General features: G+C 70.0%; 16 protein-coding genes. 15 read left to right on the top strand and 1 reads right to left on the bottom strand.

Going from position 1 to position 14441, the window contains the following annotated elements:
• The first annotated feature begins 23 nt into the window (after positions 1-23).
• The 15 genes from EYQ95_RS16930 (at position 24) to EYQ95_RS16865 (ending at position 13490) form a co-directional block, all read left to right on the top strand.
• Positions 24-1124 (top strand): type IV secretion system protein, encoded by a 1101-nt coding sequence (locus EYQ95_RS16930; RefSeq protein WP_132328460.1) that lies wholly within the window; start codon positions 24-26, stop codon positions 1122-1124.
• Positions 1121-1645, top strand: coding sequence for a DUF4189 domain-containing protein (locus EYQ95_RS16925; RefSeq protein WP_132328458.1), 525 nt, complete (start codon positions 1121-1123; stop codon positions 1643-1645). The genes EYQ95_RS16930 and EYQ95_RS16925 overlap by 4 nt, the downstream gene beginning before the upstream one ends.
• A 98-nt stretch (positions 1646-1743) precedes the next feature.
• Positions 1744-2754, top strand: coding sequence for a tRNA dihydrouridine(20/20a) synthase DusA (gene dusA, locus EYQ95_RS16920; RefSeq protein WP_132328456.1), 1011 nt, complete (start codon positions 1744-1746; stop codon positions 2752-2754).
• Positions 2751-3674, top strand: coding sequence for an arginine deiminase-related protein (locus tag EYQ95_RS16915; protein WP_132328454.1), 924 nt, complete (start codon positions 2751-2753; stop codon positions 3672-3674). The genes dusA and EYQ95_RS16915 overlap by 4 nt, the downstream gene beginning before the upstream one ends.
• A gap of 101 nt (positions 3675-3775) precedes the next feature.
• Positions 3776-4099, top strand: a complete 324-nt coding sequence (locus EYQ95_RS16910) for a hypothetical protein (protein WP_132328452.1) — start codon at positions 3776-3778, stop codon at positions 4097-4099.
• Positions 4100-4228: 129 nt separating this feature from the next.
• Entirely contained in the window at positions 4229-4912 is a 684-nt protein-coding gene (locus EYQ95_RS16905; protein WP_132328450.1) for a response regulator transcription factor, read from the top strand.
• 156 nt (positions 4913-5068) lie between these two features.
• Complete coding sequence (locus EYQ95_RS16900; protein WP_132328534.1) at positions 5069-6472, top strand: ATP-binding protein; 1404 nt, start codon at positions 5069-5071, stop codon at positions 6470-6472.
• A 34-nt stretch (positions 6473-6506) separates the two neighbouring features.
• Positions 6507-7223, top strand: a complete 717-nt coding sequence (locus EYQ95_RS16895) for an HAD family hydrolase (protein ID WP_132328448.1) — start codon at positions 6507-6509, stop codon at positions 7221-7223.
• Positions 7220-8596 carry a M17 family metallopeptidase gene (locus tag EYQ95_RS16890; RefSeq protein ID WP_132328446.1) on the top strand — a complete coding sequence of 459 codons (1377 nt, stop codon included), beginning with the start codon at positions 7220-7222 and terminating at the stop codon, positions 8594-8596. The genes EYQ95_RS16895 and EYQ95_RS16890 overlap by 4 nt, the downstream gene beginning before the upstream one ends.
• 115 nt (positions 8597-8711) lie before the next feature.
• Positions 8712-9962 (top strand): efflux RND transporter periplasmic adaptor subunit, encoded by a 1251-nt coding sequence (locus EYQ95_RS16885; protein WP_132328444.1) that lies wholly within the window; start codon positions 8712-8714, stop codon positions 9960-9962.
• Between the two features lies 1 nt (position 9963).
• Entirely contained in the window at positions 9964-10677 is a 714-nt protein-coding gene (locus EYQ95_RS16880; RefSeq protein WP_132328442.1) for an ABC transporter ATP-binding protein, read from the top strand.
• Positions 10678-10773: 96 nt separating this feature from the next.
• Positions 10774-11934, top strand: coding sequence for an ABC transporter permease (locus EYQ95_RS16875; RefSeq protein ID WP_132328440.1), 1161 nt, complete (start codon positions 10774-10776; stop codon positions 11932-11934).
• Positions 11935-11938: 4 nt separating this feature from the next.
• Positions 11939-12124, top strand: coding sequence for a hypothetical protein (locus EYQ95_RS16870; RefSeq protein WP_132328438.1), 186 nt, complete (start codon positions 11939-11941; stop codon positions 12122-12124).
• Positions 12121-12306, top strand: coding sequence for a hypothetical protein (locus EYQ95_RS26395; protein WP_165924765.1), 186 nt, complete (start codon positions 12121-12123; stop codon positions 12304-12306). Before EYQ95_RS16870 ends, EYQ95_RS26395 begins: the two co-directional genes overlap by 4 nt.
• Positions 12303-13490 carry an ABC transporter permease gene (locus EYQ95_RS16865; protein ID WP_207916493.1) on the top strand — a complete coding sequence of 396 codons (1188 nt, stop codon included), beginning with the start codon at positions 12303-12305 and terminating at the stop codon, positions 13488-13490. The genes EYQ95_RS26395 and EYQ95_RS16865 overlap by 4 nt, the downstream gene beginning before the upstream one ends.
• Before the next feature lie 6 nt (positions 13491-13496).
• Here EYQ95_RS16865 and rarD read toward each other — a convergent pair whose 3' ends face one another.
• Complete coding sequence (rarD, locus tag EYQ95_RS16860; RefSeq protein ID WP_132328434.1) at positions 13497-14402, bottom strand: EamA family transporter RarD; 906 nt, start codon at positions 14400-14402, stop codon at positions 13497-13499.
• Positions 14403-14441: the final 39 nt, after the last annotated feature.

Genomic DNA, 14441 nt, shown 5'->3' with positions numbered 1-14441 from the left:
CCACGCCGCGTTAGGGTGACGTCATGAACTGGCTGGGTGGACAGGTTCAGTCGCTGGGCGACTTCGTCTTCTTTCGACTCATCCTCCAGTATTTGCACGATGAGATCGAGAAATTCGGCATCGAAATGCTTGCGCGCTTCATGCAGTTGGTTGGCGGCTTTGCCCTGGGGATGATGGTGATATGGATAACGATCCAGGGATATCGAATCGTTACGGGGCGCTCTCGCGAGTCGATGATGCTGCTGGTCATGAGTTCGCTGCGGTCGACGTTGATCCTTACGGTCGCTACGAGCATGGCAATGCTGGGTACGGATCTCAATGAGTTCCTCCGTGATACCGTGCCGCGCGAGATCCATGAGCAGGTGACCGGAAAGGTTGGCTCCCCTGGGGAGTTGATTGACCGCAATCTCGCCTGGATGCAGGTCGCACTGACAAGCATCGATGCACTGGATGTCGCGGGTGACGAAACCATCGACAGCGCCAAGACCAGAGCAATGTGGTTCACGGGGCTGGGAACTGCAGGCCCCGCGCTAGTGGGCGGCACGATGTTGCTGCTCTACGAGGTCGCTTTGGCCCTGTTCGTCGGTTTGGCGCCCCTCTTCATCCTGTCCCTGCTGTTCGAGCAGACGAAGGCGCTCTTCAGTCGCTGGCTCTACTACGGAATCGGCACCATGTTTTCTATGGCCGTCTTGAGCGCGATGGTATCAATCGCGCTGGAGATGGTTGCCCGCGTCGCGGCCGCGTTCTGGACATCGGCTCTCGCAGGCGCTTTGGTGGGTAGCAACTTCACGGAAGGCATTTCCAGTCAGTCCATGCAGCAGGGCGGTATGGGTTTGATCCTGACGGTACTGATCGTAAGCACGCCACCGATGGCGGCGATGTTCTTCCAAGGGACCATGGGCCACTTCAGTTCCTATAGCCAAATGGGTGGGCAGCCGCCTCCGTCCGCCGCTTCGGCGCAGGCTGGCTATCGTGTGGCACCGAGCATGGCTACCTCGGACCCCCGGATGGAACGCATGTACTCACCCGGTTATACGACACCGCTACCAGGGTTTGCGTCGGCAACTCCGATGTCGTCGGTGGCGGGGCAGCGCGGCATCGCGTCAGGCGAGCGCGTGCCATGAGATTCGTACAGCTTCGAGCGGTGATCGTCGCCGTTCTTGTTCTGACGTCGAGGGATGGGCTCGCTGAAGGGGGTTGTCCTCCGGGAATGTATCCAGCTCGGGGGAATGGCTGGCAGGCGTGTCATCCGATCCCGGGTGCGTCCAATGGCGCCGAGCCGCAAGAGCGGGCAGGTCGCTGGATCGACTCTTGGGGGGCACTGGTCGGCGACCTGCGGGCAGGGGCAGTAGGGGTGGCCGTCGGCAAGCCTTCACGGGAAGCTGCTTCGGATGAAGCCTTTGTGGCTTGTCGTCAGCAGGGCGGTGCGAACTGCGAGATTCTCGAGGTCTACCGCAACAGTTGTGTTGGCGTCGCAGGCGTCTATGAGGATGGGCAGCCGGGTGTCGGACGGCTTGGAATCGGCGTGAGCGCTTTGCCTGATCGCGCGGACAACCTCGCCATTCAGCAGTGCAGGATGGTGAATCGAAAAGAATGTCGAATCGCCTATAGCGCTTGCTCGCCGGCGCGCCTTGTTGGCGACTGACACTCACGCGCGTCGGATTTTGGGGGGGGCTTCCGTTGCAGGTGGCTGCGTCGTAGGAATGGCGGCCCGTGGGTCGGATTTGGACCTATCCTAGTGGTATGAGTTGGCTGGGCACCTCCGAAAGCATCTCCGTGGCCCCCATGATGGACTGGACCGACACCCACTGTCGGGCCTTCCATCGCGTCCTTGCGCCCCATGCACGGCTGTACACGGAGATGGTCCATGCCAACGCGGTGGTGCTGGGCGATCGTGCGAAGCTGCTGGCGATGGACCCCAGCGAGCACCCGGTGGCGCTGCAGCTGGGGGGCAGCGAGCCGGCGACGCTGGCGCAGGCATCCGGCATCGCCGCGGACCGGGGTTTCGACGAGGTCAACCTCAACTGCGGTTGTCCGTCCGACCGCGTGCAGGCCGGGCGCTTCGGCGCCTGCCTGATGCGCGAGCCGGCGCTGGTGGCCGACTGCGTGGCGGCCATGATCGAGGGCGTGCGGGGCAGCGGGCGGCCCGGGGTCCCGGTGACGGTGAAGTGCCGGCTGGGCGTCGACGACGATGACGACTTCGCGCTGTTCCAGGGCTTCGTCGACACGGTGGCGCGGGCCGGTTGCGGGGTGTTCGTGGTCCATTGCCGCAACGCCTGGCTCAAGGGCCTGTCGCCGAAGGAGAACCGCGAGGTGCCGCCGCTGAAGTACGACTGGGCCTGGCGGCTCAAGCAGGAGCGCCCGGAGCTGCAGGTGATCGTGAACGGCGGCATCGCCGACGTGGCGTCGGCGCAGGAGCACCTGCGGCATGCGGACGGGGTGATGCTGGGCCGCGCGGCCTATCACGAACCCTACGTGCTGCACCGCCTCGACGTGGCCGTGCATGGCGGCCAGGAGCGCACGCGCGAGGCGCTGTTGCGCGACTACGAGCCCTACGTGCGGCGCCAGCTGGATTCGGGCGTGCCGCTCAAGCACATCACGCGGCACCTGCTGGGCCTGTTCCATGCGCAGCCCGGCGGGCGCGCGTTCCGCCAGGTACTGAGCGAGGGCGCGCACCGGCCGGGTGCGGACTGGAGCCTGGTCGAGCAGGCGCTGGCGCATACGCGCTCGGCGTCGGAGCGGCTGGCCTCGTGATCACCCGCGACCGCGAGTGCTTCCTCGACCACGCGGGACGCCTCGCGCCCGAGTTCGGGCCCGCCACAGCGCGCGCCGCCTTCCTGGTGGCGCCCGAGGGCTTCCATCGAGCGGAGCAGTCGGCCCGGGACAACCGCTACATGGCCGACGCCGCCGGCTTCGACGCCCAAGCGGCGCTGGCCGAGCACCGCGCGCTGCAGGCTGCGCTGTCGGCCTGTGTGCCGGTGGTGGCGTTCCCGGGCAGCGCCGACACACCCGATGCGGTGTTCCCCAACAACGTCTTCGCCACCGCGCGTGTGGAAGGCAAGGGGCGCTGCATCGTGGGGCGCATGCGCCACCCCGTGCGCCAGCGCGAAGCCGCGCGTCGGGACATCCGCGGCTTCCTTGCCGACGTGCTCGGCTACGCCTGCATCGACCTGTCGACCCAGCCGCACCCCTGCGAGCTCACCGGCGCGCTGGTGATCGACCGCGCCCGCGGCATCGGTTTCGTAGGGGTGTCCGAGCGCTGCGACGATGTCGGCGCGGCGCTCATGCACGAGGCATTCGGCCTGCGTGCCACCTTCGTGTTCGACCTCGCGCCCGGCGAGTACCACACCAACGTGGTGCTCGCCGTGCTGGCCGGGCGCGCGGCCCTGGTCTGCCCCGATGGCTTCGCATACCCGGACGACGCGCGGGCGATCGCCGCGCTCTACGGCGATGCCGGGCTGCTGCTGTCCGGCGCCGAGCACCGGGCGTTCGCCGGCAATGCCATTTCGCTCTCGCCTGATATCGTGTGGATGAGCGCGCGCGCCGGGGCCTCGCTCGCGCCGGCTACGCGCCGGGGGCTGTCGGCCGCGGGCCTGGTCGTGCGTACCGTGCCGCTCGACGCGATCGAAGCCGGTGGCGGGTCCCTGCGTTGCTGCGTGGCCGAGATCTTCTGAACCGCGACCCCGTCGTGAAGAAAAAGTTCATACCGGATTCACTGCCCCGTTCAAAGAATTTCATCGCATCGCGCCACCCAAGCGCTTCCCCGAGCCTCCCGATGACCGTCCGCCTGCTTCCGCTGCTGCTGCTCGTGTTCGCTTCCGCTGCCGCGGCCGATCCCTCCGGGGGGCGCGAGGAAGGGCGCGACCAGGCGCGCGAGCGTGCCGCTGCGGCGCACCAGGCGCGTGCGAACGCCCAGTCGCTGGCCGAGTCGGTGCGCCGGGTGGAGCGGGCCACGGGCGGCCAGATCCTGAGCGCCGAGCGCGTGCCGTTCGACGGCCGCGACATGAACCGGATCAAGGTGGTCGATTCCACCGGTCGGGTCCGGGTGATCACCGAAGACCCCCAGCGCCCGCGGCGCGACAGCGGGCGGGACGAGTAAGCCGGCGACCGCCGCCTGAACCGGGTGCGGTGTACACGCCGCAACGACGTCCGCAACGACTAAGCTTCCTGAACAGCGGTCGGTCCCTCCCGGCCGCGCCCCCCATGGGCCGCTGCTTAGGAGCTCTCAATGCGAATCCTGCTGGTCGAAGACGAGGCGCCACTGCGCGAGACGCTGGCCGCGCGCCTCAGGCGCGAAGGCTTTGCCGTCGACGCCGCCCAGGACGGCGAGGAAGGCCTGTACATGGGCCGCGAGGTGCCGTTCGACGTCGGCATCATCGACCTCGGCCTGCCCAAGATGTCGGGCATGGAACTGATCCGGGCCCTGCGCGAGGAGGGCAAGAAGTTCCCCGTGCTCATCCTCACCGCCCGCTCGAGCTGGCAGGACAAGGTCGAGGGCCTGAAGCAGGGCGCCGACGACTACCTGGTCAAGCCCTTCCACGTGGAGGAACTGCTGGCGCGGATCAACGCGCTGGTGCGCCGCGCCGCCGGCTGGAGCAAGCCGCAGCTCGAATGCGGCCCGGTGGTGCTCGACCTCGCCGCGCAGACGGTCACCGTCAATGGCAGCAACGTCGACCTCACCAGCTACGAGTACAAGGTGCTCGAGTACCTGATGATGCATGCCGGCGAGCTGGTCTCGAAGGCCGACCTCACCGAGCATATCTACCAGCAGGATTTCGACCGCGATTCGAACGTGCTCGAAGTCTTCATCGGCCGCCTGCGCAAGAAGCTCGATCCCGACGGCTCGCTCAAGCCCATCGAGACCGTGCGCGGCCGCGGCTACCGCTTCGCGATTCCGCGCAGCGGCGAATGACGCGACGCGGATACGGCTTGCGCGCCACGACGCCGCGGGAAACCGCGGCGTCTTCGCATGCGGCGCCGTGCACGCCGCCTTCGCCACGTGCAATTGCGGCTGACCACCTGCCCTGTGGCAGTGGTCGCCTGCAACGCGTTCACGCATGATCGGGCGATGAACTTCGGACAGCCGCGCTCGCTCCAGGCCCGCCAGTTGCTCGCCGCGAGCATGGGCCTGCTGGCGTTCCTCGCGCTGGCGGGCTATGCGCTGGACCGTGCGTTCATCAAGACCGCCGAGAGCCATCTCGAGGAACGGCTTTCCAACCTCGCGCTCTCCATCGCGCGTGACGGCGAATTCGCCCGCGACGGCAGCTTCGTCGCGCCCTACGATGCCCCCGACGCGCGCCTGAGCCGCCCGGGCAGCGGCCTGTACGCGGAAGTGGTGTTCCCCAACGGGCACTGGGATTCCGAATCCGCGCAGGGGCCGGTGCTTCCCGACGCGCGGATGCTGGACGCCGGCGTGCGCCGCTTCGAAGGTCCGCTGCCGATCCGCGAGCTCGACGGCTCGCCGGGCGAGGTCTACCGCTACGGCATGGGCCTGATCTGGTCGCCCAGCCGCCGCGGCACCGCCGCCGAATTCCCGTACACCATCTACATCTACGAAAGCACCACGGTGCTGGCCGAGCAGGTGGCCGTGTTCCGCGCCGCGCTGTGGCGCTACCTCGGCGGTGCGGGCCTGATCCTGCTCCTGCTGCAGGGCGTGATCCTGCGCTGGAGCCTGCTGCCGTTGCGGCAGGTGATCGCCGAGCTCAAGCGCGTGCAGCGCGGCGAGGCCTCGCGCATGAGCGAGCGCCATCCGCGCGAGCTCGAGCCGCTCACCGAGAGCATCAACGCCTTCATCGAGAGCGAGCGCGAGAACCTCGACCGCCAGCGCAACACGCTGGCCGACCTCGCGCACAGCCTGAAGACGCCGCTGGCGGTGCTGCATACGCGTCTGGAGGACCCCGCCACCGACGAGGCCTCGCTTCGCGAGGAGGTCGGCACGCAGGTGCAGCGCATGAACGATATCGTGTCCTACCAGCTGGCGCGCGCGGCCAAGAGCGGCCATACGCTGTTCTCCGCGCCCATCGCGATCGAACCGCATGCCGAGCAGATCGTCACCGGCCTGGAGAAGGTGTACGCGGCCAAGGGCGTGCTCTGCGAGTTCGATCTCGAACCGGGCCTGCAGTTCTTCGGCGAGGCCGGCGACCTGCAGGAGCTGCTGGGCAACCTGCTGGAAAACGCGTTCAAGTGGGCGAAGTCGCGCGTGCTGCTGACGATCAGGCAGGTGCCCTGCGACGGCGGCCGCCGGCCGGGCCTGCTGATCGCGGTGGACGACGATGGCCCCGGCATCCCGCCGGAGAAGGTCGCGCTGATCCTGCAGCGCGGCGTGCGCGGCGACGAGCGCGTGCACGGCCATGGCATCGGGTTGGCGATCGTCCACGACCTGGTGCGTGCCTACAAGGGCTCGATGGACGTGCGCGCCTCGGCGGAGCTGGGCGGCGCCCGTTTCGAGATCCGCCTGCCGCCGGGGCTGTGAGGGCGCCCGCCCCGCGCGTGGCTAGAATGCGGGGATGACGTTTCCGGTACGCGCCATCACCCTCGACCTCGACGACACGATCTGGCCGATCGCGCCGGTGATCGTGCGCGCGGAGGCCGCGCTGGTCGACTGGCTGCAGGCGCATGCCCCGCGCACCGCGGCGCGTTTCTCCCTGCCCGAGATCCGCGCGCTGCGCGATGCCGTGGCGCACGAGCATCCGCACCTGGCGCATGACTTCACCCGCCAGCGGATGATCTCGCTCGAGCGCATGTTCGAGCAGGCCGGCGACGACCCGGCGATGGCCGAAGCCGCCTTCGAGGCCTTCTTCGCCGCGCGCTGCAGCGTCGAGCACTATCCCGACAGCGTCGACGCGCTCGAGCGCATGGCGCGCCGCGTGCCGCTGGCCGCGCTCAGCAACGGCAATGCCTGCCTGCGCCGCGTCGGGCTGATGCCGCTGTTCCGCTTCCAGCTGGGCGCGCGCGAGCACGGCGCCGCCAAGCCGGATCCGGGCATCTTCCACGCCGCCTGCGCACGCCTGGGCGTTTCGCCGCAGCAGGTACTGCACGTGGGCGACGACGTGGAGATGGACGTGGCCGGCGCCGCGCGCGCCGGGCTGCGCACCTGCTGGATCAATCGCGAAGGACGCGCGTGGACGCACACGGAGGTCGTGCCCGACCTGCACTTCCCCGACCTCACCGCGCTGGCCGACTGGCTGGACGCGCAGGCGCTTTCCGAGTCAGACGCCGCATGAATTCACCGCCCGGTTTCATCCAGCACGCCGACGGCGCGCTGCCGCTGCACATCGTCGATCGCGCCGGCTTCGCCGCCTGGCGCGATGCACAGCCACCGCAGGCGCGCGCATGGCTGGAAGCCCAGGGCTTCGACGGCGCCGCCGGCGCGGCGCTGGTGCTGCCGGCCGGCGACGGGTTGATCGCCGGCGCGGTGCTGGGCGTGGGCGACGCGCTCGATCCCTTCGCCTATGCGCACGGCCCGGCCGCACTGCCGCCGCGCGACTGGGCCCCGGCCGTCGACCTGGCCGGCCCGCAACGCCGCGCGCTGCAGCTGGGCTGGGGGCTGGGCGCCTACCGCTTCGGCCGCTACAAGGCGGCCGCGCGGGCGCCGGCACGGCTGGTGGTCGCGCAGTTCGAAGCGGACGTGGCCGACCTGCTCGCCGCCTGCACGCGCGTGCGCGACCTGGTCAACACGCCCACCCAGCACATGGGCCCGGACGAGCTGGAGGACGTGGCCTGCCAGCTCTCCGAGCGTTTCGGTGCGCGCATCCAGGTGATCAGCGGCGACGATCTCCTGGCGCAGAACTTCCCGGCCATCCACGCCGTGGGCCGCGCCTCGCACCGTGCCCCGCGCCTGATCCGGCTCGATTGGGGCGATGCGGCCCATCCGCACGTGGCCATCGTCGGCAAGGGCGTCTGCTTCGACACCGGCGGCCTGGACATCAAGCCCGCCGACGGCATGCGCAACATGAAGAAGGACATGGGCGGCGCCGCGCATGCCATCGCGCTGGCCGAGCTGGTGATGGCGCAGCGCCTGCCGCTTCGCATCACGCTGCTGGTGCCGGCGGTGGAGAACGCGATCGGCCCGGATTCGCTGCGCCCGGGCGAGGTCATCGCCACGCGCACCGGCGCGAGCGTGGAGATCGACAATACCGACGCGGAAGGCCGCCTGATCCTCGCCGATGCGCTGGCCTGGGCTGCCGAGGAGTCGCCGGCACTGGTGCTCGACTTCGCCACCCTCACCGGCGCCGCGCGCATCGCGCTGGGCCCCGACCTGCCGGCGCTGTACGCCAACGACGATGCGCTCGCCCAGCGCGTGCTCGAGCACGGCAGCACGCTGCGCGACCCGCTGTGGCGCATGCCGCTGTGGCGCCCGTACTGGCGCTATTTCACCAGCAGCATCGCCGACTTCGCCAACAGCGGGCCCTCGCGCATGGGCGGCAGCATCACCGCCGCGCTGTACCTGGAGCGCTTCCTGCCGGCGCAGCAGAGGTGGCTGCACGTGGACGTGTACGCCTGGAACGACGCCGACCGCCCGGGCCGGCCGGCCGGCGGCGAGGCGCAGGGCCTGCGCGCGATGTACGCGCTGCTCAGGGAGATGGCGGGGGGCTAGTCCGGCCCGTCGGCCGCGGGTCGGTCGCACGCCGTCGCTTCGCACCGCGCGGGCTGGAGTTCGCCCGCGCCCACCCTCATGCTTGCGCGCATCGAACACGAGGCCGGATGCACGCATGAGCGCCACGCAGGACGCCCTGAAGCAACTCCGCATCGAGCGCCGCCCCGGCGCCAGGCCGCCGCGTCGCCGGCGCTGGCCGTGGATCGCCGCGGGCGCGGCCGTGCTGCTCGTCGGCGGCTTCGTCGCGCTGGGCGCGCTGCGTCCGGTGCCGGTGGAAACCACGCCCGCGCGCGATGCCGCCGACCCGGCCAACGCCTCGGTGCTGGACGCCTCGGGCTACATCGTCGCGCGGCGCATGGCGACGGTCTCGTCGAAAGTCACCGGCAAGGTGCGCGAGGTGCTGATCGAGGAAGGCCAGCGCGTGGCCGCCGGGCAGGTGCTGGCCCGGCTCGACCCGATCGACGCCGGGGCGCAGGCCGAGCTGGCACAGGCGCAGGTGGCGGCCGCGCGCAGCCAGGCGGGGCAGGTGCGCGCGCAGCTGCGCGAGGCGAACGCGAACGTGGCGCGGCTGTCGGCGCTGGTGCGCCAGCAGCTGGTATCGCGTGCGCAGTATGACCAGGCCGTCGCCCAGCGCGACGCACTCGCCGCGCAGCTCGCGGTGATCGATCGCAATACCGAGGTCGCGCGCCGGCAGCTGGCCGTCGCCGGCATCGGCGTGGAGAACACCGTCGTGCGCGCGCCGTTCGCCGGGGTGGTCACCGCCAAGGCCGCGCAGCCGGGCGAGATCGTCTCGCCGATCAGTGCCGGCGGCGGCTTCACCCGCACCGGCATCGGCACCATCGTCGACATGGACTCGCTGGAGGTCCAGGTCGACGTCAACGAGGCCTACATCGGCCGCGTGCAGCCGGGCATGCCGGTGGAGGCCGTTCTCAACGCCTATCCCGACTGGCGCATTCCGGGCGAGGTCATCGCGATCATCCCCACCGCCGACCGCACCAAGGCCACGGTGAAGGTGCGCATCGCGCTCGGGGTGAAGGACGCGCGCATCGTGCCCGACATGGGTGTTCGCGTGAGCTTCCTCGAACGCGCGGGAGCCAACGCGCCCAGGCCGACCGGCGTGTGGATCCCCGCGCGCGCGATCGTGCTGCCCGAGGGAACGCCCGCCGACCAGGCGGCGAAGGCCACGCGTGGGACCGTGTTCGTCGCCGTCGACGGCCGTGCCGACGCGCGCGAGGTGCCGCTGGCCGAACTGCGCGATGCCGACCGCCGCGTGCCGTCGGGCATCCGGCCGGGCGAGGCGGTGATCGTCGATCCGACCACGGTGCGCGACGGGCAGAAGGTGACGCTCGGCGCCGGGGCGAAATGAGATGGCCGCCGTCGCGCCCGCCGCGGATCGCCCGCTCGTCGAGATCCGCGCGCTGACCAAGGCCTACGAGCGGGGCAAGCAGCGCATCGAGGTGCTGCACGGCATCGACCTCGACATCCCGCACGGGGATTTCGTTGCGCTCATGGGGCCTTCCGGCTCGGGCAAGACCACGCTGCTGAACCTGATCGGCGGCCTGGACTCGCCCAGCGACGGCGAGCTGCGCGTGGACGGCATCGCCATCGACGACCTCTCCGGCGACGACCTCGCCGCCTGGCGCGCCAATACCGTCGGCTTCATCTTCCAGAGCTACAACCTGATGCCGGTGCTGACCGCGCAGAAGAACGTGGAGCTGCCGCTTCTACTCACCGACATGGGCGCATCCGAGCGCGCGCGGCGCGCGCTGATCGCGCTGGAACTCGTGGGGCTGGGCGACCGCGCCCGGCACAAGCCCAACGAGCTCTCCGGCGGCCAGCAGCAGCGCGTGGCCATCGCGCGCGCGCTGGTCTCCGACCCGCTGCTGCTGATCTGCGACGAGCCCACGGGCGACCTCGACCGTCGCACCGCCGACGAGGTGCTCACGCTGTTGCAGGAGCTCAACCGCGACTTCGGCAAGACCATCGTGATGGTCACGCACGATCCCAAGGCCGCCGGGTACGCGCGCCGCACCGTGCACCTGGACAAGGGCACGCTGGTCGACGAGCCGGGAGCGCACTGAGGCGATGCACGTCGCGGGCGCCGTGACTTGCGACCGTGATTCCCGCGAACGCGGGCATCCATGGGCGTGCGTGCGCGTGGGCCTGGAGCCGCACGGATGATCCGCAAGTACTTCCCGCTGATCTGGGGCTCGCTGTTTCGCAAGAAGGCGCGGACCTTCCTGACGCTGGCCTCGCTCACCGCGGCCTTCCTGCTGATCGGGCTGCTGCAGGCGGTGAACTCGCTGTTCAGTTCCGGCGCCGATTTCCTCGGCGCCAACCGACTGATCGTGCAGGCCAAGACCAGCTTCACCCAGCCGCTGCCGCTGCGCATGCTGCCGCAGATCGAATCGATCCCCGGCGTCGAGCGCGTGGGCTGGTCGCAGTTCTTCGGCGGGCAGTACCGCGACGAGCGCGCGGGTTTCCCGCAGTTCGCCGTCGACCCGCAGCGCCTGCGCGACACCTATCCCGAATGGGTGATGCCGGACGATGCCTGGCGAGCCTTCATCTCAACGCAGGACGGTGCGATCGTCGGGCGCAACATCGCCGAGCAGTACGGCTGGAAGGTGGGCGACATCGTGCCGCTCAATTCCTTCATCTGGACCAAGGCCGACGGCGACCGGCTCTGGGAGTGGCGCATCGTCGGCATCTTCGACGGCCGCGACCGCAAATGGCAGGACCAGACGCAGATCATGTATCTCAACTTCGGCCAGTTCGACGAAGGCCGGAGCGAGCGTGCGCGCGGGCTCGCGGGCGTGTTCGTGGTGCGCGTGCGCGACCCGCTGGATTCGCCGCGCATCGCCGCGGAGATCGACCGCCGCTTCGCCAATTCCGCCGAGGAGACCAAGAGCCAGAACGAGGCGGACTTCCAGCTCAACTTCGTCAAGCAGTTCGGCGACATCGGTTTCATCATGAACGCCATTTCCGGCGCGGTGTTCTTCACCATCCTGATCCTCACCGGCTTCACCATGAGCCAGGCGGTGCGCGAGCGCATTCCCGAGCTCGCCGTGCTCAAGTGCCTGGGCTTCACCGATCGGACGGTGCTGTGGCTGGTGCTCGCCGAGTCGCTGCTGCTGTGCGTGCTCGGCGCGCTGCTGGGCATGGCGCTGGCATCGGTGATCACCGCCAACCTGCCGCCACAGTTCCCGCCGATCCAGCCGGACGGGCGCGTCTGGCTGTTCGTGCTGGCTGCGGTGACCGTGCTCGCCGGCGCCGTGGGCCTGCCGCCGGCGCTGCGTGCGATGCGGCTGAAGATCGTCGATGCACTGGCGGGGCGGTGAGGCGATGAACGCCCTGCGCCAGGTCCGCGAAATCGTCTGGATGAACCTGCAGAGCATTCCGCAGCGGTGGGGGCGAAGCGGCACGCTTGCGCGGCACCGCCGCGCGCCGCTGAGCGACCGCGCATGGATGCGCGGGCCGGAACGATGCTCCATGGATGGATCCGCGGAATGCGACAGGAAGGCGCGATGAGCACGCTGCGCCAGACCCGCGAAATCGTCTGGATGAACCTGCAGAGCATTCCGCAGCGCTGGGGGCGAAGCGGCAGGCTTGCGCGGCACCGCCGCGCGCCGCTGAGCGACCGCGCATGGATGCGCGGGCCGGAACGATGCTCCATGGATGGATCCGCGGAATGCGACAGGAAGGCGCGATGAGCACGCTGCGCCAGACCCGCGAAATCGTCTGGATGAACCTGCAGAGCATTCCGCAGCGGTGGGGTGCTTCGCTGGTGATCGTCGTCGGCATCGCCGGCGTGGTCGCCGTGCTGGTGGCGATGCTGTCGATGTCGGCGGGCCTTACCCGCACGCTGGGCAGCACGGGCACGGCCGATCGCGCGATCGTGCTGCGTGCCGGCAGCAATGCCGAGCTCTCGAGCTTCCTCGATCGCGCGCTGGTCACGCTGATCAAGCAGGACCCGGCGATTCGCCGGGGGCGCGACGGGCTGCCGCTGGCCTCGGGCGAGCTCATCGTGATCACCGAGGTGGCCAGGCGCGGCGAATCCGGCAGCACCAACGTCACCCTGCGTGGGGTGGAGCCCAATGCCTTCGAGCTGCGCCCGGAGGTGGAGATCGTCGAAGGCCGGCGCTTCCGACCGGGGCTGCAGGAGATCCTGGTCGGCGCCGCCGCGCGCGAGCAGTTCGAAGGCCTGGAGGTGGGCCGCCAGCTCACCTTCAAGGGCTCGGGCTGGACCATCGTCGGCATCTTCCGCTCCAACGGCGATGGCCACGAATCCGAGCTCTGGGCCGACACCGAGGCGGTGCAGGGCGCGTTCGGGCGCAGCGGCTATTCCTCGGTGCTGGCGCAGCTGCGCAGCGCCGCCGACTTTCCCGCCTTCGAGGCGCGACTGAAGAACGATCCACAGCTCACGGTCGACGTCGAGCGCGAAATCGACTTCTTCACCGCGCAGTCGGAGACGCTGACGTTCCTCATCCGCCTGCTCACCAACGTCATCACCGCCATCATGGCCTTCGGTGCGCTGTTCGGCGCGCTCAACACCATGTACTCGGCGGTGTCGGCACGCACGCGCGAGATCGGCACCCTGCGCGCGCTGGGCTTCGGGCGGCTGCCGGTGATCGCCTCGGTGATGGCCGAGTCGCTGCTGCTCGCGGTCGTCGGCGGGCTGGTCGGCGCGGTGCTGGCCTACCTGCTGTTCAACGGCACCAGCGTATCGACGCTGAGCCCCGGTTCGTTCTCGCAGGTCGCCTTCAACTTCGCGGTGACGCCGGCACTGGTCGCACAGGGGCTGGCCTGGGCGCTGCTGATCGGCTTCGTCGGCGGCCTGCTGCCGGCGCTGCGGGCGGCGCGGATCCCGGTGACCGACGCGCTGCGCGCGACGTAGCGCGCCTCAGCCCGGGACCGGCGCCACGCGTCGCCGCGCCCGCCACGCCCCCTCGCCGGCGAACAGCGCCAGCGCGATCCAGATGCAGGCGAAGCCGATCGCGCGGTCGCGGTCGAAGGCTTCGCCGAAGACCAGCACGCCGATCAGGAACTGCAGGGTCGGCGCGATGTACTGCAGCAGGCCCACGGTGCTCAGCGGCACGCGTCGCACGGCATACGCGAACCCGATCAGCGGCAGCGCGGTCAGAACGCCGGAGACCACCAGCAGCAGGTCGAGCCCGGGCCACCAGGCGCCGGCCAGGTCGCTCTCGCCGCGCGCCTGGCTCCAGCCGATCAGCAGCACCGCGGGCAGCACCAGGTACAGGCTCTCGACCGCGAGGCCGCCCACCGAGTCCACGGCGACGAGCTTGCGGATCAGGCCATACGCCGCGAACGAGCCGGCCAGCGCCAGCGCGATCCAGGGCGGCGAACCGAAGCGCCAGGTCAGCCAGGCCACGCCCAGCGTGGCCAGCGCGACCGACACGCCCTGCAGGCGCGTGAGCCGCTCGCGGAACACCAGCACGCCGAGCACCACGTTGAGCAGGGGGTTGATGAAGTAGCCCAGGCTGCTTTCGACCACGTGCCCGGCATTCACCGCCCAGATGTACAGGCCCCAGTTGAAGCCGATCAGCAGCCCGCTCGCGGCCAGTAGCCCCGCGGCGCGCGGCTGTGCCAGCACGGCGCCCAGCCAGCCGCGCCCGCGCGTCCAACCCAGCCAGCCGCAGACCAGCACCGCGCTCCAGAGGATGCGGTGCAGGGTGATCTGCAGGGCGGGCACGGCCTTGAGCAGATGCCAGTACAGCGGCATCACGCCCCAGAGCACGAACGAGCCGACGGCGATCTGCAGCCCGCGGCGGTCGACGGCCGCGCTCATGGCGCGGGCTCGCGCACGGGTGCCGCCGCCGCTTCCCCC

Source organism: Lysobacter sp. N42, assembly GCF_004344885.1.
This window is presented reverse-complemented; position numbering and strand designations above follow the sequence as displayed.